Source organism: Thiothrix sp. UBA5583 (assembly GCA_002425225.1).
GTDB classification, from domain to species: domain Bacteria; phylum Pseudomonadota; class Gammaproteobacteria; order Thiotrichales; family Thiotrichaceae; genus Thiothrix; species Thiothrix moscowensis.
This window is the reverse complement of the sequence record DILV01000003.1, coordinates 1-24037: the sequence shown is the minus strand read 5'-3', so window position 1 is coordinate 24037 and position 24037 is coordinate 1. Positions and strand designations below refer to the sequence as shown.

General features: G+C 54.2%; 26 protein-coding genes and 2 tRNA genes. 15 read left to right on the top strand and 13 right to left on the bottom strand.

Annotation, left to right across the window (positions count from 1 at the left end; all coding sequences use genetic code 11):
• Positions 1-6: 6 nt before the first annotated feature.
• From rsxB to B2U47_RS00400, 7 genes are read left to right on the top strand one after another with little or no spacing between them, the layout of a single operon-like run.
• A complete protein-coding gene (rsxB, locus tag B2U47_RS00430) occupies positions 7-591 on the top strand; it encodes an electron transport complex subunit RsxB (RefSeq protein ID WP_296674704.1) in 585 nt (194 codons plus the stop codon).
• Entirely contained in the window at positions 588-2135 is a 1548-nt protein-coding gene (gene rsxC, locus B2U47_RS00425) for an electron transport complex subunit RsxC (RefSeq protein WP_296674706.1), read from the top strand. Before rsxB ends, rsxC begins: the two co-directional genes overlap by 4 nt.
• A complete protein-coding gene (rsxD, locus tag B2U47_RS00420; RefSeq protein ID WP_296674708.1) occupies positions 2132-3145 on the top strand; it encodes an electron transport complex subunit RsxD in 1014 nt (337 codons plus the stop codon). The genes rsxC and rsxD overlap by 4 nt, the downstream gene beginning before the upstream one ends.
• 11 nt (positions 3146-3156) lie before the next feature.
• Entirely contained in the window at positions 3157-3801 is a 645-nt protein-coding gene (gene rsxG / locus B2U47_RS00415; RefSeq protein WP_296674710.1) for an electron transport complex subunit RsxG, read from the top strand.
• Positions 3798-4541, top strand: a complete 744-nt coding sequence (locus B2U47_RS00410) for an electron transport complex subunit E (RefSeq protein ID WP_296674713.1) — start codon at positions 3798-3800, stop codon at positions 4539-4541. Before rsxG ends, B2U47_RS00410 begins: the two co-directional genes overlap by 4 nt.
• Positions 4538-5170: an endonuclease III gene (gene nth, locus B2U47_RS00405; RefSeq protein ID WP_296674715.1), complete on the top strand. Its 633-nt coding sequence runs from the start codon at positions 4538-4540 to the stop codon at positions 5168-5170. Before B2U47_RS00410 ends, nth begins: the two co-directional genes overlap by 4 nt.
• Positions 5170-5595 carry a DUF1841 family protein gene (locus tag B2U47_RS00400; RefSeq protein ID WP_296674717.1) on the top strand — a complete coding sequence of 142 codons (426 nt, stop codon included), beginning with the start codon at positions 5170-5172 and terminating at the stop codon, positions 5593-5595. The genes nth and B2U47_RS00400 overlap by 1 nt, the downstream gene beginning before the upstream one ends.
• 46 nt (positions 5596-5641) lie before the next feature.
• Here the strand turns inward: B2U47_RS00400 and B2U47_RS00395 are convergent, their stop codons facing one another.
• A complete protein-coding gene (locus B2U47_RS00395; RefSeq protein ID WP_296674719.1) occupies positions 5642-5989 on the bottom strand; it encodes a hypothetical protein in 348 nt (115 codons plus the stop codon).
• A 243-nt stretch (positions 5990-6232) separates the two neighbouring features.
• Between B2U47_RS00395 and B2U47_RS00390 the strand changes: the two genes are divergently transcribed.
• The 3 genes from B2U47_RS00390 (at position 6233) to B2U47_RS00380 (ending at position 8658) form a co-directional block, all read left to right on the top strand.
• Positions 6233-7024 carry an inositol monophosphatase family protein gene (locus B2U47_RS00390; protein ID WP_296674721.1) on the top strand — a complete coding sequence of 264 codons (792 nt, stop codon included), beginning with the start codon at positions 6233-6235 and terminating at the stop codon, positions 7022-7024.
• A gap of 62 nt (positions 7025-7086) precedes the next feature.
• Positions 7087-7845 (top strand): hypothetical protein, encoded by a 759-nt coding sequence (locus B2U47_RS00385; RefSeq protein WP_296674723.1) that lies wholly within the window; start codon positions 7087-7089, stop codon positions 7843-7845.
• Positions 7846-7875: 30 nt separating this feature from the next.
• The gene (locus B2U47_RS00380; RefSeq protein ID WP_296674725.1) at positions 7876-8658 is read left to right on the top strand and encodes a sulfite exporter TauE/SafE family protein; all 783 of its coding nucleotides are present in this window, start codon (positions 7876-7878) and stop codon (positions 8656-8658) included.
• Here B2U47_RS00380 and B2U47_RS00375 read toward each other — a convergent pair.
• Complete coding sequence (locus tag B2U47_RS00375; RefSeq protein WP_296674727.1) at positions 8640-9035, bottom strand: YchJ family protein; 396 nt, start codon at positions 9033-9035, stop codon at positions 8640-8642. The two genes, B2U47_RS00380 and B2U47_RS00375, sit on opposite strands and share 19 nt — an antisense overlap.
• Before the next feature lie 170 nt (positions 9036-9205).
• Here B2U47_RS00375 and B2U47_RS00370 point away from each other — a divergent pair, with 170 nt between their 5' ends.
• The gene (locus B2U47_RS00370) at positions 9206-10411 is read left to right on the top strand and encodes an NnrS family protein (RefSeq protein ID WP_296674731.1); all 1206 of its coding nucleotides are present in this window, start codon (positions 9206-9208) and stop codon (positions 10409-10411) included.
• A 24-nt stretch (positions 10412-10435) separates the two neighbouring features.
• A complete protein-coding gene (locus B2U47_RS00365) occupies positions 10436-11488 on the top strand; it encodes a thioredoxin fold domain-containing protein (RefSeq protein WP_296674734.1) in 1053 nt (350 codons plus the stop codon).
• Between the two features lie 3 nt (positions 11489-11491).
• On the opposite strand, the gene dsbD is transcribed toward B2U47_RS00365, so the two are convergent.
• Complete coding sequence (gene dsbD, locus B2U47_RS00360) at positions 11492-13327, bottom strand: protein-disulfide reductase DsbD (protein WP_296674736.1); 1836 nt, start codon at positions 13325-13327, stop codon at positions 11492-11494.
• A gap of 253 nt (positions 13328-13580) precedes the next feature.
• Here dsbD and B2U47_RS00355 point away from each other — a divergent pair, with 253 nt between their 5' ends.
• From B2U47_RS00355 to ssb, 3 genes are all read left to right on the top strand, one after another.
• Positions 13581-14033 (top strand): universal stress protein, encoded by a 453-nt coding sequence (locus B2U47_RS00355; protein ID WP_296674738.1) that lies wholly within the window; start codon positions 13581-13583, stop codon positions 14031-14033.
• 93 nt (positions 14034-14126) lie between these two features.
• A complete protein-coding gene (locus B2U47_RS00350) occupies positions 14127-15485 on the top strand; it encodes an MFS transporter (protein WP_296674741.1) in 1359 nt (452 codons plus the stop codon).
• 32 nt (positions 15486-15517) lie between these two features.
• Entirely contained in the window at positions 15518-15985 is a 468-nt protein-coding gene (gene ssb, locus B2U47_RS00345) for a single-stranded DNA-binding protein (protein WP_296674744.1), read from the top strand.
• A gap of 139 nt (positions 15986-16124) precedes the next feature.
• Here the strand turns inward: ssb and B2U47_RS00340 are convergent.
• From B2U47_RS00340 to B2U47_RS00295, 10 genes are all read right to left on the bottom strand, one after another.
• Positions 16125-16201, bottom strand: a tRNA-Pro gene (locus B2U47_RS00340).
• Positions 16202-16252: 51 nt separating this feature from the next.
• Positions 16253-16636 carry a MerR family transcriptional regulator gene (locus tag B2U47_RS00335; protein WP_296674746.1) on the bottom strand — a complete coding sequence of 128 codons (384 nt, stop codon included), beginning with the start codon at positions 16634-16636 and terminating at the stop codon, positions 16253-16255.
• Positions 16614-16922 (bottom strand): integration host factor subunit alpha, encoded by a 309-nt coding sequence (gene ihfA, locus B2U47_RS00330; protein WP_296674748.1) that lies wholly within the window; start codon positions 16920-16922, stop codon positions 16614-16616. The genes B2U47_RS00335 and ihfA overlap by 23 nt, the downstream gene beginning before the upstream one ends.
• A 16-nt stretch (positions 16923-16938) precedes the next feature.
• On the bottom strand, positions 16939-19326 hold the full coding sequence (gene pheT, locus B2U47_RS00325; RefSeq protein ID WP_296674751.1) for a phenylalanine--tRNA ligase subunit beta: 2388 nt from the start codon (positions 19324-19326) through the stop codon (positions 16939-16941).
• 18 nt (positions 19327-19344) lie between these two features.
• Complete coding sequence (gene pheS, locus B2U47_RS00320; RefSeq protein ID WP_296674753.1) at positions 19345-20364, bottom strand: phenylalanine--tRNA ligase subunit alpha; 1020 nt, start codon at positions 20362-20364, stop codon at positions 19345-19347.
• Positions 20365-20556: 192 nt separating this feature from the next.
• Positions 20557-20916 carry a 50S ribosomal protein L20 gene (rplT, locus tag B2U47_RS00315; protein ID WP_296674755.1) on the bottom strand — a complete coding sequence of 120 codons (360 nt, stop codon included), beginning with the start codon at positions 20914-20916 and terminating at the stop codon, positions 20557-20559.
• A gap of 17 nt (positions 20917-20933) precedes the next feature.
• Complete coding sequence (rpmI, locus tag B2U47_RS00310; RefSeq protein ID WP_296674758.1) at positions 20934-21134, bottom strand: 50S ribosomal protein L35; 201 nt, start codon at positions 21132-21134, stop codon at positions 20934-20936.
• A gap of 84 nt (positions 21135-21218) precedes the next feature.
• A complete protein-coding gene (infC, locus tag B2U47_RS00305) occupies positions 21219-21737 on the bottom strand; it encodes a translation initiation factor IF-3 (protein ID WP_296674767.1) in 519 nt (172 codons plus the stop codon).
• 15 nt (positions 21738-21752) lie between these two features.
• Positions 21753-23678, bottom strand: coding sequence for a threonine--tRNA ligase (gene thrS / locus B2U47_RS00300; RefSeq protein ID WP_296674760.1), 1926 nt, complete (start codon positions 23676-23678; stop codon positions 21753-21755).
• Positions 23679-23740: 62 nt separating this feature from the next.
• Positions 23741-23817, bottom strand: a tRNA-Val gene (locus tag B2U47_RS00295).
• Positions 23818-24037 lie beyond the last annotated feature (220 nt).

Sequence of the window (24037 nt, the reverse complement as noted above, 5' to 3'; positions counted from 1 at the left end):
CGCACCATGTTAATGGCAATTCTGGTCATTTGCGGCTTGGCCCTGTTTTTTGGCGCATTGCTGGGCTACACCGCCATCCGTTGCAAGGTGGAAGGCAACCCTGTCGCGGAAAAAATTGACGCCCTGCTGCCCCAAAGCCAGTGCGGGCAATGCGGCTACCCCGGTTGCCGCCCTTACTCCGAAGCGGTTGCCAAGGGCGAAGCTGCGGTCAACCTGTGCGTCCCCGGCGGCGAAAACACCGTCAAGGCCATCGCCGAACTGATGGGGGTGGAAGCTATCCCACTGGATGCCGATGCTGCCGAACCTGTCCCACTGGTCGCAGTCATCGACGAAAACACCTGCATCGGCTGCACCCTCTGCATCCAGGCTTGCCCGGTAGACGCCATCGTCGGTGCTGCCAAACACATGCACACCATCATTGCAAGCGAATGCACCGGCTGCAAGCTGTGCTTACCACCCTGCCCGGTCGATTGCATTGCCATGGTTCCGCTCAAGCTCGAACCCGCCTCCTGGAAATGGCCTTACCCCGTATTCAAACTGACGCAACAGCCCGCCAACGATGCGACAGCCAACGGCAAGGTGGCTTCATGATCCAGACCCTGCGTAAACTCTGGAACATCCACGGCGGCCTGCATCTGGATTACCACAAGGAAGATTCCAACCAATCGCCAGCACGCGACATCCCGCTGCCTGCCGAACTGGTGATCCCGCTCCAGCAGCACATGGGTTACAAGCCCAACCTGACGGTCAAGGCTGGTGATTACGTCTACAAGGGGCAGGAACTGGCGGAACACAACGGTTTCATGAAAGTGCCGGTACACGCCAGCACCTCTGGCACGATTACCGCCATCGAAGAACGTCCGATTGCCCACCCCTCTGGTCTCAACGACCTGTGCATCATCCTCAAGCCCGACGGCAAGGATGACTGGGGCAATGCCCGCATGACACCCTACCCCGACCATACCCAAGTGGATGGCGAAGTCTTGCGTAAGCGCATCTGCGCTGCCGGAATCGTCGGCATGGGCGGCGCGGTATTCCCGGCGGCAATCAAACTCAATGTCCACGACAATATTCCCATCAGCGCCCTGATCATCAACGGCGCGGAATGCGAACCCTATATCACCTGCGATGACCGCCTGATGCGTGAGAAGCCGGAGGAAATCATCGCCGGTATCCAGATCATGATGCACATCATCAACACCCAGCAGTGCCTGATCGGGATTGAAGACAACAAGCCACAAGCCGTTGCTGCCATGCAAGCCGCCATTGCCAGCAGCGGCGACACCCGCATTCAGGCAATCCCTGTCCCCACCCTGTACCCCACGGGCGGCGAAAAGCAGTTGATCAAAATCCTCACCGGCAAGGAAGTCCCCAGCGGCGGCAGACCCGCCAGCATCGGCATGATTTGCCACAATGTTGCCACTGCCCGTGCCATTTACCGCGCTATCGCCCTAGGTGAGCCGCTGGTTGAGCGTTACGTCACCGTCAGCGGCTCCGGCATCGCCAAGCCCTGCAACCTGAATGTGCCAGTGGGAACCCCCGTCCAGCACCTAATTGAACAGGCTGGCGGTTATACCCAAGCCGTCCACCGCTTGCTCATGGGGGGGCCAATGATGGGCATTACCCTCAACAACCCGCAAATTCCGGTCGTCAAAGCCACCAACTGCATTCTGGTGGAACAGCCCAAACCCGTGCCGCCCGCCATGCCCTGCATCCGCTGTGGACGCTGCATGGAAACCTGCCCCGCCAACCTGCTGCCACAACAGCTTTACTGGTACTCACGTTCACGCGAATTCGACAAGGCCGAAAACCTGCACCTGTTCGACTGCATCGAATGCGGCTGCTGCGCTTACGTTTGCCCCAGCCACATCCCGCTAGTGGATTACTACCGTTTTGCCAAAGCCGAAATCCGCACCCAGCGTGACACCAAGCGCAAAGCTGAAATCGCCCGCGACCGCCACGAGTTCCGGCTGGAACGGCAAGAACGTGCCAAGCGCGAAAAAGCCGAAAAGCTCGCCAAGCACAGGGAACAGGCACAAACCAGCACCGATGACGGCAAGAAAGCCGCTATCCAGGCCGCACTGGAACGCGCCCAAGCCAAGAAGGCCGCAGCCCAACAGGATAACCCCGCATGATGTTTGCTTCCCATTCCACCTCCACCGCCCCGCTGGATGTCAGTCAGGTCATGCGGCAGGTGTTGTATGCCCTGATCCCCGGCACCTTGCTGTTGTTGTGGTTCTTCGGCTGGGGCTTGCTGACCAATTGGGTACTGGCGATTGGTTTCGGGTTAGGATTTGAAGCTATCATGCTGAAATGGCGTCAGCGCCCGATCCAGCCGTTCCTGCTCGATTACAGCGTGATTGTCACGGCCTGGCTGCTGGCGGTGGCACTTCCGGCTTATTCGCCCTGGTGGTTGATGGCGGCGGCGATGCTGTTTGCGGTGGTAATTGCCAAGCATTTGTACGGTGGGCTGGGTTACAACCCGTTCAACCCGGCGATGGTGGGGTATGCGGCGATGCTGGTGTCTTACCCCTTGCAAATGACGGCTTGGCCAGCCCCGCTGGATGCCGGGTTTGGGCAGGTCGGTTTCGAGCAGACCATGCAACTGGTGTTTGGTGGTGCTAGCCCGGCAAGCTGGGATGGATTCAGTGCAGCCACTGCGCTGGATACCGTCAAAACTGATTTACGGACGCATAAACCCCTGATGGATATTTATGCAAAGGAAACCTTTGGCTGGCTGGGCGGCAGAGGCTGGGAATGGGTGAATCTGGCGTGGTTGCTGGGCGGTTTGTGGCTGCTACGGCAACGCATCATTAGCTGGCACATCCCGGCAGCATTTCTGGGTTCACTGGTTTTGATCGCTGGCATGTTCTGGATAATCGACCCAGCGCAATACACTTCACCCCTGTTTCACTTGTTCAGCGGGGCAGCGATACTGGGTGCGTTCTTCATCGCCACCGACCCGGTGACTGCCAGCACCACCCCACGCGGCAAGCTGATTTATGCAGCAGGCATTGGCCTGTTCATTTACATTATCCGCACCTGGGGCGGCTACCCGGATGCCGTTGCATTCTCGGTCATCATCATGAACATGGTGGTTCCGCTGATTGACCATTACACCCAACCACGGGTTTACGGGACTTGAGGGCTTACAGGATGCTGGATAACCCGATTTTCAAAGACGTAACCAAGCCTGCCCTGCTGCTGGCTGGGTTTGCGCTGGGCGGTGCGGTGGCACTGTCGTTCATTTTCGGCCTGACCAAGCCCAAAATTGAGGAAAACGAACGCTTGGCCACGCTGGAGCGCCTGAATGCGCTGGTGCAGCCGCAACGTTACGACAACGATCCGGTCAAGGACAACATCCAGCTTCCTGCACAGGATTTCGGCAGTGCAGAACCCGTCAAAGTCTACCGCGCCCGCCAGCAAGGCCAGCCGGTAGCAGCCTTGTTTGAAACCAGCGCGCCCGACGGATACAGCGGCAATATCCGCCTGCTGGTGGCGGTGAACACTGACCAGACCCTTGCCGGGGTACGTGTCATTACCCACAAGGAAACCCCCGGTCTCGGTGACAAAATCGAAACCGAGAAAGACGACTGGATCACCCGTTTCACCGGCAAAGCTATCGGCTCACCCCCGCTGGAGGGTTGGGCAGTACGTAAGGATGGCGGTGAATTCGACCAGTTCAGCGGCGCAACCATCACCCCGCGTGCGGTGGTCAATGCCACCAAACGGGTGCTGGTATGGGCGCAAAACAACCTGCCCAGTGCGTTCGCCAACCCGGCTACGGAGATAAAACCATGATCAAGTTGCCCACCTTCAAGCTGGAACCCGTCAACCTGAGCCGTGACGAGTTCCGCAGCCTCAGCCTGGAAGGGCTGTGGCGTAACAACCCCGGTCTGGTGCAATTGCTGGGGCTATGCCCGCTGCTGGCTGTCACCAACAACGTGGTCAACGGCTTGGGGCTGGGGCTAGCCACCATCATCGTACTCTTGGCAAGCAATGTGGCGGTATCCGCCGTGCGCAACTTTATCCGTCAGGAAGTCCGCATCCCCACCTTCATCCTGATTATTGCTGCCAACGTCACCATTATCGACATGTTGATGAAAGCGTTTTTCCACGATTTGTACAATATCCTCGGCATTTTCATCCCGCTGATCGTCACCAACTGCGCGGTGCTGGGGCGTTCCGAAGCGTTTGCCTCCAAACACGAGCCAGTGCGGGCGGGGCTGGATAGCCTGATGATGGGCATCGGGTTCATGCTGGTACTGATGGTGCTGGGCGGGATGCGCGAACTGGTTGCCAACGGCACGCTGTTTTCACAGGCACACCTCATGTTTGGTGAGGCGGCACGCGGCTGGGTAATCAGTTTCGGCAAGGATTTCCACGGCCTGCTGCTGGCAGCCTTGCCACCGGGCGCATTCATCGGGCTGGGTTTGCTGGTAGCAATGAAGAACTCCATCGACCAGCGGCTGCGCAAACCAGCACCCAAAGCGGCTACGGTAGCGGCTGCACCGTCTGCTACTGCGGGTGAGGCGGCATGAATAAAGCCAAGCGGGAGGAAATCTTCCGCCGCCTGCATGGTGCCAACCCTAACCCTACCACTGAACTGGCATACGCCAGCGCGTTTGAACTGCTGATTGCGGTAATCCTGTCAGCACAAGCCACCGACAAGGGTGTGAACAAGGCGACTGCCAGACTGTTTCCGGTTGCCAATACCCCGGAAGCCATTGTGGCACTGGGTGAGGAAGGGCTGAAGGATTACATCAAGACCATCGGCCTGTTCAACAGCAAGGCGAAAAACATTATCGCAACCTGCCGGATGCTGGTGGAAAAGCACCACTCGCAAGTCCCCGACGACCGTGCAGCCCTGGAAGCCTTACCGGGCGTGGGGCGCAAGACGGCGAACGTGATCCTCAACACTGCTTTCCGCCAACCGACCATGGCGGTGGATACGCACATTTTCCGCGTCGCCAACCGCACCGGCATTGCCCCCGGCAAAAACGTGCTGGAAGTCGAAAAAGGCTTGCTCAAACACATCCCCAAAGCCTATTTGCTGGATGCGCACCACTGGCTGATCCTGCACGGGCGTTATACCTGTGTGGCACGCAACCCCAAATGCGGGCAGTGTATTATTGCCGACCTGTGTGATTTCAAGGAGAAAACTGCCTGATGTTTGGCAATGACCGTGATTCGATGCGTCGCTATTACCTGCAATGCTGGCATAAATTCCGCCAGAAATTGCCGATGGATGCACTGGAACAAAGTGTCGCGCAAGTGATTGCCGAACACCCGGAATACCACACCTTGCTGGAGCAGGCTGACAAAGCCCTACAACGCGACTATCTGCCTGAGAATGGCAACACCAACCCCTTCCTGCACATGGGGCTGCATCTGGGTATCCGTGAACAGGTTGCCACCAACCGTCCGCTAGGCATCAGTGCTATCCACCAGCAACTTGCTAGCCGTCATGGCATACTCGAAGCGGAACATCGCATGATGGATTGCCTGGCAGAAAGCATCTGGCTGGCGCAACGCAACCAGACCATGCCAGACGAAAAACAATACCTGCAATGTTTACAAGCGTTGTTCTCATAAAAAGGGCGGCACTCAAGGCCGCCCTCTATTCCTTGCAGACACTGAATCAGTCCATCGCCACCACAACACTACTGTTGGAGCGGGTACTGACATCAAACACCCGTGAACGGTTAACGTTATTCAAATTGGCTTCTGCACGATAACGCCCAGGTTTGAGCGGAATGGTGGCAGAGTGTCGACGAAATGAATCGACCCACACCGGGCTGTTATTTTCCAAACGATAAAGCGTCCAACGTACAGGGCGCATGGCAGGTCCGTTGTTAATGGTGGCTACCAGAGTCACATTTGCACGCGGCTCCTCTGCAATCGCCGCATTAACTACGGATACAGAACCAATCAACACAACAGTAGCCATCATGGCAGCACTAAAAAAGCGCAATCTCTTAAATCGCATAGCGGCATCTCCTTGCCCCCGTTTCCTGTTAATTTAACTAACCCTTCCTTATGCCTACTAAATCTAGCGGAAATACATTAAATTGCCACTAGATTCTATTTGTCCTGCTAATAACTTTTTTTGCTGGAACTTTTTGCATTTTTTGTAAAATGCTGGAATCTGCACATTTTCCTTTCTCATGCCTGCGGCGAATATGCTATCCTAGCGCCCCCGTAGCCAGACCCGAAACGGAGTTCCTTACACATGCATCCTATGCTCAGAAAAGCCACTGACGCTGCCCGCCAGGCAGGTGAGGCTATCCGCCACTACTCGAACAAAGTGCACAAGCTGGATGTCCAGAACAAGGATCACAACGATTTTGTCAGCGAAGTTGACAAGCAGGCCGAATACATCATCGTGCGGGCATTGCAACGTGCTTACCCGGATCACGCCTTTCTCGGTGAAGAAAGCGGCAAAACCGGCAGCAACAGTGACTACGAGTGGGTCATTGACCCGCTGGATGGCACCACTAATTTCCTGTACGGCATTCCCCAATATTCAGTCTCCATTGCCCTCAAGCACAAAGGCCGTCTGGCAGTTGGCGTGGTTTACGACCCGCTGCGCGATGAAACCTTTGGCGCTGCTCGTGGTGAAGGCGCAACCCTGAATGGACGACGTATCCGCGTCTCCGAACGCACCACCATGCACAATGCCCTGCTGGGTACAGGCGTCCCCTTCCGTGCCAATCAGAACCTTGACCTCTACCTGCAAACCATGAAAGCCCTGCTGCCTGATACCGCCGGGGTACGCCGCCCTGGTTCTGCGGCACTGGATCTGGCTTACGTGGCCTGCGGGCGCTTTGACGGTTTCTGGGAATTTGGCCTCAACGAATGGGACATGGCTGCCGGTGTACTGCTGGTGCAGGAAGCGGGTGGACTGATCAGCGACATGCACGGCAATAATAACCACATGATTACCGGCGATGTCGTTGCTGCCAATCCCAAAGTTTTCAAGGAAATGATCAAGCGCCTGCATCCGGTCATGCAGAAAGCCTGATTGCCTGCCCATCCGTCATGCCTGCCCCGGTAAAGTGCGGGCAGATGGACTAAATTCAGGGGATGAAAGCATCCCTCATCCATTTGATCTGTCTGGTGTGCCTGCTGGCAGGGTTATCTGCGTGTGACTCATCACCCGAACCACCGGCAGTGCCACCACCGGAGCCTGCCCCCATGAACCAGACCACCAACCCCAGCAAAGCTGCTGCCGATACCCCTACTGGTAATGATGAAACTGTCATCATTCCGCAGGAAATCCAGCCATCACTGCCTGTACCAGCCAAACCTGCCGAAAACATTACTCAATCCCTCAAACCTGTTGAACTTGACACCTTATCCCCCCCCGCAAAACCTGCCAAACCCAGCGTGCCTTCGTTTACCCGGCAAACCACACCTGACCGCAAACTCTACCTGCGTTTTCTTGCCACCGGAGAAAGTTTTTACTCAGAAATAACCCTAGAAAACGGCATCCTCAGCTACACCTACTTCGCAGATAGCAATAACCGCTGTGCCAAATGGGTACAAAGTAGCCCTTGCTGGAGGGAAAGCGACCTCAAAACCATTAGCATGGCACTGCCTAAGGAAGACCTCGACAACCTTTATGCCGTCGCCAACGAAAGCGGCATTTTTGGTATCAAAGCTGACAAGATCGGGGGAGCCAAAGCCGGGCAACGCTATTACGCCCAGCATGTGGAAGCCCGTGTGGATGGCAAGGAAAAACACCTAATTTATCAGAGTTTCCCCGGCTCTGCCCAAAAGCCTGAAGCCTTTCACCGTATTGAAACAGCCCTTGTCGAATACGCCCGCGACCTGCCACACTAGCCACTTTTCCCTGTAACGAGGATATTGCTGATGCTGAGCGGGCTGGAACTAGGCTGGATTGAGTATCTGCTGGCAGTATTGGCTGCGCTGGCAGCGGGCGGTATCAATGCCCTGGCAGGTGGTGGCACATTGATCACTTTTCCAACCTTGGTGGCAATCGGCATCCCGCCGGTCATGGCCAATGTCACCAGTACCGTTGCCCTGTGCCCTGGTTATTTCGGTGCGACCCTTGCCCAGTTTTCTGAGATTCGCACCCAGACCCAGCGCTTGTGGCTGGTCGTGCCTGCTGCGGTTGCAGGCGGCATTTTGGGCGGAATACTGCTGCTCAACACCGAAGAAAAGGTTTTTCAGTCACTGGTTCCTTTCCTGATCCTGCTGGCTGCCGTGCTGCTAGCAGTGCAGAATCCGGTACGAAACTGGTTGAATAAACGCTTGCAACAACATGAAGCACAAGGTATTCCGATCTTCTGGATTATACCCCTGATCCTGCTAGCTGCCATCTACGGTGGTTATTTCGGTGCTGGCTTGAGCGTGATTGTACTGGCAGCATTGGCACTGATTATGGATGACTCCCTGACCCGTCTGAATGCGCTCAAACAAGCAGTAGCTTTTTGTGTGAATATAGCAGCAGCCGTATTTTTCCTGTTTTCCGGCAAGGTCGTCTGGTCGGTCGCTGCCATCATGGCTGTTGGTGCGCTACTCGGCGGGATGTTGGGCGGCAAACTGGCGGGAAAAATCAACCCTACCACCTTGCGCTGGCTGGTGGTTTCTATTGGGATAGTGATTGCTGTGGCTTACTGGCTGCGCTCATAGTCGCCATCCACGTAATACCAGCGTCCTGCTTCTTTCACAAACCGGCTGGATTCATGCAAGGCATCTGTCTGCTCACCCTCCTGATAACGGGCGATGAATTCGACCATACCACGTTCGTCCTGCGTGCCACCGGCTTCGGTGCGTACAATCTCCAGACCCAGCCATTCGGTTGGTGGAAGCTGCAACAGGCTTTTTTTGTTCGGGCGGGTGCTGCCGTGCCACGTGCGGTGTAGATAAGCACCGTTGCGCAAGGTATAAGCACTGTAACGCGAACGCATCAGTGCTGCGGCAGTCGGTGCTGCCTTGCCGTCATGGTAAGGTCGGCAGCACTGGTTATAGGCAAGGTTTGAGCCGCAGGGGCAAGGATTACTCATCATGTTCCGCACGTTGCTGTCTGTCGGACTGCGATACTAGCAGTCTTCCAACGTTGCTTGAAGCCTTGGAACGCAAACGGCTTATAACAGCATTCATGCTATCGTTTTTCTTGTAATGCAGCGTAAAATCACCGCCTGAGTCCCAAATCTGATTTATCAACACGGATGTCATCATGATGCTAACCATTGAACAGCCTTACACTGGCAAGTATGCCCTTTCCCACTTGGGGTTCCGCCCCTTTTTCCTTTTATCCGCAATATTTGCCGTTATTGGTATGGTCTTGTGGCTGGGAATCTATAATTTCGCCTGGGCATTGCTACCTGTCAGTTACCCGGCAAATGTATGGCACGCGCATGAAATGGTATTCGGCTACGCCGTGGCAGTTGCGGCTGGTTTCCTGCTGACAGCAGTCAAAAACTGGACCAACATTCAGACCATCCACCGTCAACCCTTGCTGATTCTGGCACTGGTATGGCTGCTTGCTCGGGTATCGCCATTCAGCGGGATACTGCCGCTAGCAGCGTTGGTGGATACCCTGTTCCTGCTGTGGCTAACTTATGAAATTGCCCGCCCGGTCATAAAGAGCAAGCAATGGAAACAAATGGCACTGGTGGGCAAGATAGCACTCCTGATACCCGCCAATCTGGTGTTCTATCTGGGTTTATCCGGTTATTGGCCTGCGGGTGTACAGGTTGGGCTGTATGCGGGTTTTTACATCATCCTTGCACTGATTTTCACGATGGGGCGGCGAGTTATTCCCTTTTTCATCGAGCGCGGGGTGGGCTGCCCGTTTGAAGCCAAGAATGATGTGTGGATTGACCGTTTCAGCCTGATCCTGTTTGTGGTGTTTGTGCTTGCCGACCTGGTGGCGCTGGCAACCGGCAACACCACCGCTGCGTTCCTGGCTGCATTGCTGGCACTGGCACAGATGCCTTTCCACGCCTTTCGCATGATGGGCTGGTATCACCCCAATATTTGGGAAAAGCCGCTGTTGTGGGTGTTGTACATGGCCTATGGCTGGCTGGTGGCTGGTTTCCTGTTCAAGTTTCTGGCAACAGCATTTAGCATTTCCCCCTGGATTGGGGTACATGCGTTTGCGGTTGGCGGTATCGGCATGATGACCGTGGGCATGATGGCGCGGGTAATACTGGGGCATACCGGGCGGAATGTGTTCGACCCACCCCAAATCCTGATCGTGGTATTCCTGTTGCTGTTCAGTGCCGCCTTCATCCGTGTCCTCAACATCTGGCTGGTTCCCGAATTTTACGGGGAATGGATTTTGACGGCACAATTGCTATGGATTACCGCTTTCTCCCTGTTTTTATGGCAATATTTACCCATGCTGATCAAACCGCGTGTTGATGGTCGCTACGGTTAAACAACAGGAGAGAGGAGAATTTTCATGAAATACATGCTGCCACTGGTGTTGCTGCTAGCAAGTGGTTGGGGTCATGCTGCGCAACCTGCATCCCAGCCCGCTGCTCTGGATGCAGGGCTGGTCAACCCCGGCCATCACGAACAACCCAAATGGTTCAAGGAGTCGTTTCTCGACATCCGTGACGACATCAAGGAAGCCACTACTGCTAACAAGCGGGTGGTATTGTATTTCTATCAGGATGGCTGCCCCTACTGTGCCAAACTGTTGAAAGACAATTTCGAGAAACAGGAAATTGCTGACAAGACCCAAAAGCATTTCGATGTGGTTGCCATCAACATGTGGGGCGACAGAGAAGTGACCAATCTTGACGGTAAACAGGTGACAGAAAAAGCTTTTTCGGCTGACCTCAAGGTGCAATACACCCCTACCTTACTGTTCCTGGATGAAGGCGGCAAAGTGGTACTGAGGGTAAATGGCTATTACGCCCCCGACAAGTTTGATCTGGCACTGGATTTTGTGTCCGGCAAACATGACCAGCAAGGCAGCTTCAAGGACTACTACGCCAAACTCAAAGCGGAAGGCAAGGTCAAAACCAGCGACAAAACTTACACCTTGCCCGGCAGCCTGCCTGCCCCGTTACGTTTGCAGGAAGCCCGCAAGGACAGCAAACGCCCGCTGATGGTAATTTTCGCCCAGCAGGATTGCGATACTTGCGATGAGCTGTTCAATGACATCCTCAAGCGCAAGGAACTGGCTTTTAGCCTCAGTAACCTTGATGTAGCCATCGCCAACCCGGATGCAGACACCAGTATCCAGACCCCGGATGGCAAGGATATGAAGTTGGCGGAATGGGCCAAAACGCTAGACCTCAAGTACAGCCCCAGCCTGTTGTTCTTTGCGGCTGATGGCAAGGAAGTGTTCCGCGCCGAAGCCTATTTCAAGGCATTCCATATTCACGGCGCGATGGATTATGTCATTTCGGGTGCTTACCAATGGCAGCCAGAATTCCAGCGTTACCTGCAACACCGCCGGGAAGTGCTGACCGGGCATGGCATCCCGGTCGAGCTGATGGAATAAACCTTATTGCAAAGCCTTGCTGACGTGCGCAGCAAACGCGGCAGCAGGCATGAAACCGACTTGCCGGAACTGACGCAACTCCGTGCCATCCTTGTTGAAAAACAGGATGGCAGGCGGCCCCGGAATCTTGAAATGCGCCAGTAATGCCTTGGCTTGCGCCGAGTTTTCGGTAACATCGGCCTTCAGCAAAATCACATTGCGCAACTGCGCCTGTACCGCAGGGTCAGGGAAAGTGTACTTTTCCATCTCCTTGCAGGTCACACACCAGTCAGCATAGAAATCAACCATGACGGGCTGGCCTTTGGCATCCTTGACCGACTGTTGCAATTCCTCCAGGCTTTTCACAGTCTGGAAAGGCAAGGCTGCTTCCGCTGCACCACCACCCTGCCCCAGCGACAAGCCTTTCAAGGGCTGCCACAAGCCGCCACTGCCGGTTGCACTGCCCACCATCAGCAAACTGCCGTACAACAGCAGCAATATGCCGGTTCCTTTCCAGAATTTGCGCCAGCCACTGCTGTCTTCCGGCAGGTGCGTCAGTGCACCGAGGAACATCGCTGAAATCACGAACAATGCCGCCCACAGTAACAATGCCACTGATTCAGGCAAAATCCGTTCCAGCATCCAGATGGCAACCGCCAGCAGCATAACGCCAAACACGCCCTTGATCGCATCCATCCACATGCCTGCCCGTGGCAACCATTTTCCGGCCGAGGTTCCCACCAGCAACAGGGGAATGCCCATGCCGATACTGAGGGCAAACAATGCCATACCACCCAGCAATGCATCACCGGTTTGCCCGATATAGATCAGTGCTCCTGCCAGGGGTGCTGCCACACAGGGGCCAACAATCAGGGCGGACAATGCGCCCATGATACCGACCCCAATCAGACTGCCACCTTCCTGCCGGTTACTGACATTGTTCAGGCGTGTCTGGATGGAAGATGGCATCTGCAAATCATAAAAACCAAACATCGACAAAGCTAACAGCACGAAGATGGCACTGAATACCCCCAATATCCATGGGTTCTGGAACATGGCTTGCAAGTTTTGCCCAAACATCCCTGCCAGCACCCCCGCCACGGTATAGGTCAACGCCATGGCCAGTACATAAGCCAGCGACAGGAAAAACGCCTTGCGGGGTGTCAGATCTTTCTGCCCGACAATGATACCGGACAAAATCGGGATCATCGGAAAGACGCACGGGGTAAACGCCAGCAACAACCCAAAGCCGAGGAAACCCAGCAAGGTCAGCAAGGTGTTGCCACTAGCAAGTGTTGCTGCTACCTGATCCTGTTCGGAAACAAAAGTGTCTCCTGCCTGCACAGCCGAAGCCACGGGGATCGGTGGGGTGGTTTCTTCCCAGCTCACACTGCCCGTCTGTTCCCCCGCTTTGGGGGCAGCCAGACTGACCTTGAAGGCTTTCAGCTCTGCCGGGTAACACAACACATTTTCCGCACACCCTTGCCAACCCAGCTCCAGCACAAAGCTGCCTGCCTTGCCGGATTCGGTGCGTTGCACTGGCAGACGGATTTCTGCGAGGTCGTAGAGGGCTTCGATCGTGCCGAAAAACTCATCCTGCTTGACCTTGCCACTGGGCAATTGCGGTTCCCCAACCGTCAGGCCTTTGGCCTCATGCACCTTGAACAAGAATTTGTCCTTGTACAGGTAATGCTCAGGCGCAACCACCCACTGGATACGCAAGGTATCTTCATCCAGTACGGGTTGCCCCAGCGCAAAGGCTTCCTCGCTTGACAGACTGCCATCTTCCCCGAAATCGAAGCTGTCATCCGTGCCTTTGGCGACAGCCTGGATAGCAGCCAGCCCAGCAGGTTCTGCCATGACAACGTTGCCCCCTACCAGCCAGCAACAGCAGACTAATAACGTATAACGCAGATAATTCAATAGTTTTGGACGAATGCCCACGTTTGTTCCCTCCTCTCTCTGATAGCCCTCCCAGTGTAACGGAGTCGCCACACAACATCCATTTACACCGGAAAGCTGGCATCATTCAACAAACTGTTGATCTGGATCATTTCTGCCGCAAGCCAAACCAAGACATGATGAGCTTCACCAGTTAGCGGGAGAGTTCCCAATGAAAGCCTATGAACACATTCTTGTGCCGGTTGACTTCACCCGGATTACCAATGCCATCGTTACCCGCGCCAATGAGCTAGCAAACTTCTATGGCGCAAAACTATCCCTGTTGAACGTACTGGGCGATGTTCCACTGGGCAATGTCGCTTTCGGCGGTACGGACAAGCTGCCAGTTCACCCCAGCATGAAGCAAAAACAGGTTGATACAGCGATCGACAAGCTACAACAACTGGCAGAAAGTGTTGGGTTGCCTGCCAATGCCGCTCTGGAAACCACCTATGCTACTGGCAAGCCCAGTGAAGCCATTATCCAGTTTGTCAAGGACAAGGGCGTTGATCTGGTCATTGTCGGCAACAGTGGCAAAAAGAGCGTACTGGGTTTCATGGGTTCCACCGCAGAAGCCACCCTCAAGGGGGTTCCCTGTGATGTCATGGCCATCAGGCAGGACTAAAATCCATTACTCACAACCGGGCGGGGCTATGGGGTAACAGCAAAAACCGCTAAGATATGCCCCTTCCCCGGTCTGTAGAGTATCAAAGCGCTTATGAATAGTCTGGAGTGGCGCGTTACTGCGTCATTAGCTGCCATTTACGCCGTGCGGATGCTGGGCTTGTTCATGATTCTGCCCGTATTTGCACTGTATGCGGAAACCCTGCCGGATTCCACCCCATTCCTGATTGGTCTGGCAATTGGCATTTACGGTCTGACCCAAGCAGTTTTCCAGATTCCCCTTGGCATCCTGTCTGACAAGATAGGTCGCAAGCCTGTTATCATCGGTGGCTTGCTGGTATTTGCCCTCGGCAGCATCATTGCCGCTCTTGCAGAGTCTGTCTGGCTGATCGCGCTGGGGCGAGCTATCCAGGGCATGGGGGCTGTTGCCGCACCCACTATGGCGTTGGCAGCCGATTTGACCCGTGAAGAAAACCGAACCCGCATCATGGCCGTCATCGGCATGACCATTGGCCTGTCCTTCATGCTCGGGATGATTCTGGGGCCACTGGTCAGTGAAATCGCGGGTGTACCCGGCATTTTCTGGCTCACCATGTTGCTGGCTCTCACCGGTATTGCGCTGGTGGTACTGGCAATTCCGACCCCCGAACACCCGACCCAACACCGCGATGCCGGGATTATCGAAGGTTATCTGGGCAAGGCACTCGGCAATAGCGCCTTGTTACGCATGAATGCCGGGGTTTTTATCCTGCATCTGGTCATGACCGCCAACTTTCTGGTGCTGCCGCCCATTTTCGAGCATGACCTTGCCCTACCCCGCACCGAACACTGGAAAGTCTACCTGCCGGTATTGGCTGGCTCGTTTCTGCTCGCCATTCCCCTGATCATCATGGCCGAGAAAAAGCAGAAAATCCGTAGCTTGTTATTGGGCAGCACGATGGTTCTGGTCATTGCCGAACTGGGCATGGCCTTAGGTCATGCGCATATTGCCTGGTTACTGGCAGCCTTTTTCCTGTTCTTCGTCGGTTTCAACTTTCTGGAAGCCGTACAACCCTCACTGGTTGCCAAGTACTCTGATGTCAGCAGCAAGGGCACGGCGATGGGCATTTTCACCAGTTCGCAATTTCTGGGCATTTTTGCCGGTGGTGTACTGGGTGGGGTAGTTAATCATGCATGGGGAACCAGCGGTGTATTTGTTTTCAGCGCCCTGATTGTTGCCGCATGGTTGCTGCTGGCATGGCGCTTGCCACAACCGGCATTCCATACCAGTCGCGTACTGAAAATTGACCCTTTGCTGTTTTCCGACAAGGAACGCTTATATCAGGCATTGCTGGCAGTTCCCGGTGTCAAGGAAGCAGCCATTGCTAGTGAAGAATGTGTCGCTTATCTGAAAGTCGACAAGGAAAATCTGGACGAAAGTGCGCTCCGTGCATTTTCCGCTACTTCAGCGTAGAATTCGGGAGATCATAAAAGGAAGGATAGAACATGGCACGAGGTATCAATAAAGTCATTTTGGTTGGAACCATGGGACGCGACCCAGAAGTCAAATACATGCCCAGCGGCGGCGCCATTGCCAATGTCAGTCTTGCTACCAGCGAACAATGGAAAGACAAGCAGACTGGTGAAAAAAAAGAGACCACCGAATGGCATCGGGTTGTTTTTTACGGACGGCTGGCGGAAATTGCCGGTGAATATTTGCGCAAAGGCCAGCAAGTCTATGTGGAAGGCAGTCTACGTACCCGTAAATGGCAGGGACAAGATGGACAAGACCGTTATACCACGGAAATTATTGCCAACGAGATGCAGATGCTGGGCGGTCGCCCCGGTGGCGGTATGAGCGCTGGCAGTTATGAAGACACACCAGCTCCTCGTCAGCAAAGCAATTCCGGCGGCAGCAATGCACCTGTGCAGGATCGCGGCTTTGAAGATTTTGATGACGATATTCCGTTCTAAAACAGCACGTCAACGCAGATAATCCCAAGAAGCCCCTATCAGCGAGGGGCTTCTTTGTTTTCAGCAAACACAAAAGCCCTTGCAGATTGCGGCCTGCAAGGGCTTTTGAGGTATCCTGATACAACCTGAAATGGTTGAATGGTCGGAGCGAGAGGATTCGAACCTCCGACCCCCACCCCCCCAGAGTGGTGCGCTACCAGGCTGCGCTACGCTCCGACCGAAAGAGGGGCAAGTCTACCGCAACCACTACCCAAGCTCAAGGGCAAATCAGTGTTTGAGGATATAGAGAATCCGCTCCAGTTCCTGCACGATGGGAGCCACATCATTGCCATTGACAACAATTGGCTCCAACGGCAGGGCTGGTTGTGGCGGCGTGTGCGCATCATCCAGCAATTTCTGGCGTGCACCACTGATCGTATAACCTTGCTCATACAATAAACCACGGATATGACGAATCAGCACCACATCCTCGCGCTGGTAATAACGCCGGTTGCCACGCCGCTTCATGGGCTTGAGAGAAGGAAACTCCTGCTCCCAATAGCGCAGCACATGGGTTTTTACCCCGCACAAGTCACTAACTTCTCCAATGGTGAAATAGCGCTTGCCCGGAATGGGAGGCAGTTGGCTGTTAGGCGTCAGCGCTTCCTGCATATTCCTCTACCCGCTGTTTGAGCTTTTGCCCAGGCCGGAACGTCACCACACGGCGAGCCGTTACCGGAATTTCTTCCCCTGTCTTTGGATTGCGCCCCGGACGTTGCGTCTTGTCACGCAGCATGAAATTGCCAAACCCTGACAGTTTCACGTTTTTACCTGTTTCCAAAGCATCACGGATTTCCTCAAAAAACATCTCCACCAAATCCTTGGCTTCGCGTTTGTTCAAGCCCAGTTCTTCAAACAGATGTTCGACCATATCCGCTTTGGTCAATGTTGTTGTCATGCACTTTCTCCCTGTTTTATCGCAACACCGCGCCCACTTCCTCCTGAAGTGAAGCGATAATCGCATCTACAATCCGGTTAATTTCCGCGTCCTCAAGAGTGCGCGAAAAATCCTGCAAAATCAAGCTCAAAGCGACGCTCTTCTGACCTTCTGGTATACCTTTGCCAGCATAGACATCAAATAAATAATAGGACACTAGTTGTGGAATCGCCGCCTTTTTCAGCGCATTTTCCAGTCCAACTGACAATACATCTTCCCTGACCAGTAACGCCAGATCGCGACGGATTGCCGGGAATCTGGAAACAGCCTGATACTTCGGTAACTCCCGCAGTGCCAGTGCTGCCATATCCAGCTCAAACAGATACACAGGCTGGTTGAGACCCAAGCGTTCTTCCAGTTTAGGATGCAACATCCCCATCCAACCCACCACATCGGTCTGCGTCATGATCTGTGCAGACTGACCGGGATGCAACGCAGCATGAGCCACCGGTGCAAAATGGAATTGCATACCCGTTACCTGTTCCAGCAAGGCTTCCACATCCCCTTTCAGGTCATAGAAATCGACTGGACGGTTCACCTGCCCCCATTGCTCCGGGTACAAATTACCGGTAATCACCCCTGCCAACATGGTTCTCTGCTGCGGCTGACCAGCTTCATCCTGATGGAAAGAAGGCCCCAGCTCGAATAAACGCACCCGATTCTGCTGACGGTTCAGATTATAGCCCACTGAACGCAATAAGCCCGACCAAAGTGTACTGCGCATTACCCCCAAATCGGCAGAAATCGGGTTTGCCAGTGCAATCGCATCAGCCGCAGGCGCAAGCGTCTGTTCCATTTTCGGATCGACGAAACTGAATGTCACCGCCTCCTGATAACCACGCGCCACCAACAGGTTACGCAGCTTGCCCTGCCCCACACTTTTCTCGCTGGGCTGGGTAATACGGGGTGCACGCGGGCGCAATTCCGCCGGAATGGCATCGTAGCCACGAACCCGTGCCAGTTCCTCAATCAGATCTTCCTCAATGGCGAGGTCGAAACGTGCCAACGGTGCTTGTACCTGCCAACCTGCATCGCTCTTGCTGACTTCGCAGTGCAGGCGTGCCAGCACACCTTCCACCGTCGCGTCATCCATCACCACACCCAACACACGCTGGATACGTTGCGGGCGCAACAGGATAGCCTTACGTTGCAATACACCCGCATCTGCCAGCGTATCAACCACTGTACCGGCTTCACCACCGCAAATGTCAAGAATCAGTTGGGTAGCACGTTCCATCGCCTGCAACGGCATAGCCGGATCAACACCGCGCTCAAAACGGGCGGAAGAATCAGTTTGCAGCCCATAGCTACGCGCCTTGCCCATGATTTTCGCCGGGCGGAAATGCGCACTTTCAAGGAACAGGTTGCAAGTGCTGTCGGTAACAGAAGTCGGCTCGCCGCCCATGATACCTGCCATGGCGACAGGAACTTCACTGTCAGCAATCACCAACGTATCTCTGCGTAAGGTCGCGGTTTGCCCATCAAGCATTTTCAGGGTTTCGCCGTCACGCGCATAACGCACCACGATCTGACCTTGTAGCTTGTCGAGGTCGAAAGCGTGCATCGGCTGACCGAGTTCCAACAATACGTAATTGGTCACATCCACCAGCGCGGAAATGCTACGGATTCCGGCACGGCGCAGTTTTTCCTGCATCCACACTGGTGTTGCTGCTTGCGGGTTGACGTTGCGGATAATCCGCCCAGCGTAACGCGGGCAAGCATCCGTCGCCTGAACCTCAACCGGGAAGGTATCGGTGTGTTGCGCGGCAACCGGAGCAATAGCGGGTAGTGTCAACGGCACATCCAGCAACAAAGCGGTTTCCCGCGCCACGCCGATCATGCTCATGCAATCGCCACGGTTGGCGGTAATCGCCAGTTCAATAACTTCATCATCCAGCTTGAGGTAGTCGCGGATGTCTGCCCCCACAGGCGCGTCTTGCGGCAATTCCAGCAAACCGTCGGACTTGTCGGACATCCCCAATTCAGTGGATGAACACAACATGCCGAAGGATTCGACCCCGCGCAGTTTGCCCTTCTTGATTTTCAAGGGGTTGCCATCCGGCATCGGCAGCACTGCGCCAATCAATGCCAATGGCACTTTAATGCCCGCCCGCACGTTTTGCGCCCCGCAGACAATTTGCAGGGTTTCGCCTTGACCGTTATCGACCTTGCACACACTCAGTTTGTCGGCGTCCGGGTGTTTTTCACGCTCCAGCACATGACCCACCACAATGCCGGTGAAAGCTGTTGCCACCGCTTCACGGGCTTCCACTTCACAGCCAGACATGGTGAGCTTGTCGGCAATGGTATCCAGTGGCAGCGGGGTATCAATCCACTCACGCAGCCATTTTTCACTGACTTTCATAAGGTTACTCCGCTTTGTTTAGCTGAATTGTTTGAGGAAGCGCACGTCATTATCAAACATCACGCGCAAGTCATTGATCTGGTAACGCAACATCGCCAGCCGTTCAACCCCGAAACCGAAGGCAAAGCCGGTGTATTTCTCGCTGTCGATACCGACGTTGTTCAATACGTTCGGATGCACCATGCCGCAACCCATTACTTCCAGCCAGCCTGTGCCCTTGCACACACGGCAACCGTCACCGCCACAGTGGACGCACTGGATGTCGGTTTCCGCTGACGGTTCGGTAAACGGGAAGAAGGTCGCCCGGAAACGGGTCGGCAATTCATCCACTTCAAAAAACGCTTTAAAGAACGCGTCGAGGATGCCTTTCAAATCAGCGAAAGTGACATCTTCATCCACCATCAACCCTTCCACCTGATGGAACATGGGGCTGTGGGTCATGTCGGAATCGCAACGGTACACGCGCCCCGGTGCAATGATACGCAGCGGTGGTGGGTTGTGTTGCATATGACGAATTTGCACGGATGAGGTATGGGTACGCAGCAGCAAACCACTTTCCATGTAGAACGTGTCGTGCATCGCCCGCGCCGGGTGTGATTCGGGGATGTTCAGCGCCGTAAAATTATGGAAATCATCTTCGATTTCAGGACCTTCGGCCAGACTGAAACCCAGTTGCGCGAATATCTCTGTAATACGTTGGATCGTCAATGTGACCGGGTGCAAACTGCCCGTATCCATACGCCGACCGGGCAAGGTGACATCAACCTTTTCGGCTTGCAATCGTGCATCAAGGGCTTCCGCTTGCAGGCTCAACTTACGGTCATCCAATGCCAACGTCAGAGCTTGCTTAGCATTGTTAATTTCTGCACCAGCGGTTTTGCGCTCTTCATGCGGCAATTTACCCAATTGCTTGAGTTGCTCAGTCAACAGACCGCTTTTGCCCAAGTACTGCACTCGTACTTGATCCAGCGCGGTGAGGTTGGCGGCTTGCGCAATCTGCTCATGGGCTTGACCCATCAGTTCCAGCAAACTTTGCACGACGGTTTCCTTTAGTGGGGTTGGGTAAAAAACAAAAGGCGGGGAGAGGCATAAAACCTTCCCCCGCCTTGATTGGCTGTGTTACCCCTCACCCCAACCCCTCTCCCTCAAGGGGAGAGGGGCTAAGAGGATCTCTTTGTTCCTCCTCTCCCCCTTGAGGGAGAGGAGGTTAGGAGGTGAGGGGTTCTTCCATTAAGCAGCCAGGGCAGATTTTGCCTTTTCTGCGACCGCACCAAACGCCGCGATGTCGCGGACTGCCAGATCAGCCAACACTTTGCGGTCAAGCGCAATGCCAGCTTTCTTCAGGCCGTTCATCATACGGCTGTAAGACAGACCGAATTGACGCGCACCAGCGTTGATACGCACGATCCACAAAGCACGGAACTGGCGTTTTTTCTGGCGACGGTCTCGGAATGCATACTGACCGGCTTTGATGACAGACTGGTGGGCTACACGGTAGACGCGGCTACGCGCACCGTAATGGCCTTTTGCCAGTTTCAGGATTTTCTTGTGACGGGCGCGTGCCGTTACACCACGTTTTACTCTTGCCATGTTTCAAGTCCTCCTGATTATGCGTAAGGCAGCATTTTTTGAACGTTAGCGTGATCCGCAGCAACAACGTAGTTGTCGCCAGAGCGCAGATGACGCTTACGTTTGGTGGACTTCTTGGTCAGAATGTGACGCAGATGTGACTGCTTGCGTTTGAACAAGCCGCTACCCGACTTTTTGAAACGCTTCGCCGCAGCGCGGCTGGATTTCATTTTAGGCATCTTGGTCTCCTTCAACGAGAGGTAGATTAAAACATCCTGCAAGAGTGCCTCACCTTAACAGGATGGTGTGGGGGAGAATTCCCCCTACTTCTTTTTCGGCCCCAGCATCATTACCATCTGACGACCTTCAAGCTTAGGGAATTGCTCAACAACTGCCAATTCTTCCAGCTCTTTTTCAACGCGCTTGAGAACATCCATACCGAGTTCCTTATGCGCCATTTCACGCCCTTTAAAGCGCAGGGTAACTTTGACCTTATCGCCTTCATCCAGAAACTCTTTCAGCTTGCGCATCTTGATCAGGTAGTCGCCCTCGTCCGTTGCCGGACGCATCTTGATTTCCTTGACCTGTACCTGTTTCTGGTTTTTACGCGCTAGCGCCGCTTTTTTGCTTTCGTCGAAACGGAATTTGCCATAATCCATGATACGGCAGACAGGTGGCTTGGCGTTAGGAACGATTTCCACCAGATCCAGTTCGGCGTCGTAAGCCATTTCCAGGGCTTCGCGCAGGGAAACAACACCTTTGTTTTCCCCTTCCTTATCAATCAGACGAATCTTTGGAACATTGATGTCGTCATTGATACGGTGTTCTTTTTCGAGAGCGATAAGTTCAGTCCTCCTTTATTCGGACAACGAGAGTCTACGTGCGGCAATTTCTTCAAGCAGACGCTGCTGGACTTCATTCAACGGGAATGTGCCCAAGTCTTTACCGGAACGCGTGCGCATAGACACGGATTGCGTTTCCACTTCACGATCACCAATTACCAACAGGTAAGGGACACGCTGTAAAGTGTGTTCGCGGATTTTAAAACCAATTTTTTCATTTCTCAAGTCTGCCACGGCACGGATGCCGGCCTGTTGCAGTTGCTTGACGGCAGTTTGCACGAAATCCGCCTGTTTGTCAGTGATATTCATCACTACGGCATGGGTAGGAGCCAGCCAAAGCGGGAAACGCCCCTCATGATGTTCGATCAGGATGCCGACAAAACGCTCCAGTGAGCCGAACAGCGCCCGGTGCAACATGACCGGACGTTTGCGGGTGTTGTCTTCCGCCACGTAGGACACGTCGAAACGCTCCGGTAAGTTCATATCCACCTGCAAAGTGCCACACTGCCAATCACGACCGATGGCGTCACGCAGCACAAATTCCAGTTTAGGACCGTAAAATGCGCCTTCACCGGGAAACAGCGTGTATGGCAGATTCATGCTTTCCAGTGCATCAGCCAGTGCCCCTTCCAGCTTGTCCCAGATCTCATCGGAACCAATACGGTTTTCCGGGCGGGTGGACAGCTTGATGCGCACATTGTCAAAGCCGAAATCCTTGTAAATGTCCAGCACCAGCGCGACTACATCCTTACATTCCTGCGCCATCTGCTCTTCGGTGCAGTAAATGTGGGCATCATCCTGGGTGAAGTGACGCACGCGCATCAGGCCATGCAGCGCACCGGATGGCTCGTAACGGTGTACCTTGCCGAATTCCGCCATGCGTAATGGCAAATCGCGGTAGCTTTTCAGCCCCTGCGCGAACATCAGCACGGAACCGGGGCAATTCATCGGTTTAAGGGCGAATACACGTTCATCTTCAGTCTTGGTAGTGAACATGTTCTCGCGGTAATTGAACCAGTGACCAGAGATTTCCCACAAGCTGCGATCCATGACATCCGGGGTATTGACCTCAACGTAACCGGCACGTTGCTGGCGCTGGCGCATGTAGCCAATCAGTTCCTGAAAAACCGACCAGCCTTTTGGATGCCAGAACACTGCACCCGGCGCATCTTCATGAAAGTGGAACAGGTCAAGCTGACGCCCCAGTTTACGGTGGTCACGCTTTTCAGCCTCTTCCAGCATGGTCAGGTAGGCTTGCAAATCTTTCTTGTTCGCCCACGCAGTACCGTAGATACGCTGCAACATCTCGTTGTTGGAGTTGCCACGCCAGTAAGCGCCTGCAACTTTCATTACCTTGACAGCGGGAATCCGCCCAGTGCTAGGCACATGTGGCCCACGGCACAGGTCAATGAAATCGCCCTGACGATAGAGGGAAAGTGTTTCACCTGCCGGAATGCTTTCGATGATCTCGGCTTTGTAGGCCTCACCCATACCTTTGAAGAAGGCGATAGCCTCATCACGTGACAGGGTACTGCGCTCGACCGGGATGTCCTGCTTGATCAGATCCTGCATCCGCGCATCAATCGCCTGCAAATCTTCTGGTGTGAATGGGCGCGGAGAAGCAAAATCGTAGTAGAAGCCGTTGTCGATGGTCGGCCCAATCGTGACTTGCACATCCTGGAACAGTTGTTTGACTGCCTGTGCCATCAGATGGGCGGAAGAATGGCGGATGATGTCCAGCCCTTCTGTGTCTTTGGCAGTGACAATACTCAGTGCCACATCACGATCAATGACATGAGCAGCATCAACCAATTGGCCGTCAATTTTGCCTGCCAGTGTGGCTTTGGCAAGACCTGCACCAATATCGGCGGCTACAGCAAGAACAGAAAGGGGTTCAGCGAAAGAACGTTGACTTCCATCAGGGAGTGTAATGACTGGCATAATTTTACTCCAGTGGTGACCTATACGAGGAGTCACATGGTTATATTAGGGGTAATCAAGAATGGTAGGCGCGATCGGACTCGAACCAACGACCCCCACCATGTCAAGGTGGTGCTCTAACCAACTGAGCTACGCGCCTGCCGTTGAAGGAGCGCATTATAGCCAGATGACACGACAGTGCAAGCATTTTTTCATGATAGGCTGCAACCAGCAGAAACTGCTTATTAAACAAGGCTGCAAATCTTTTTATAAGAAAAACAAATCCAATACAGAATATTTAAATAATAAAAACTAATGAAATGCCGCTAATCAACCTGACTTGATCAATAGAACTGGTCGGGTGTGACCGGAAGTGATGC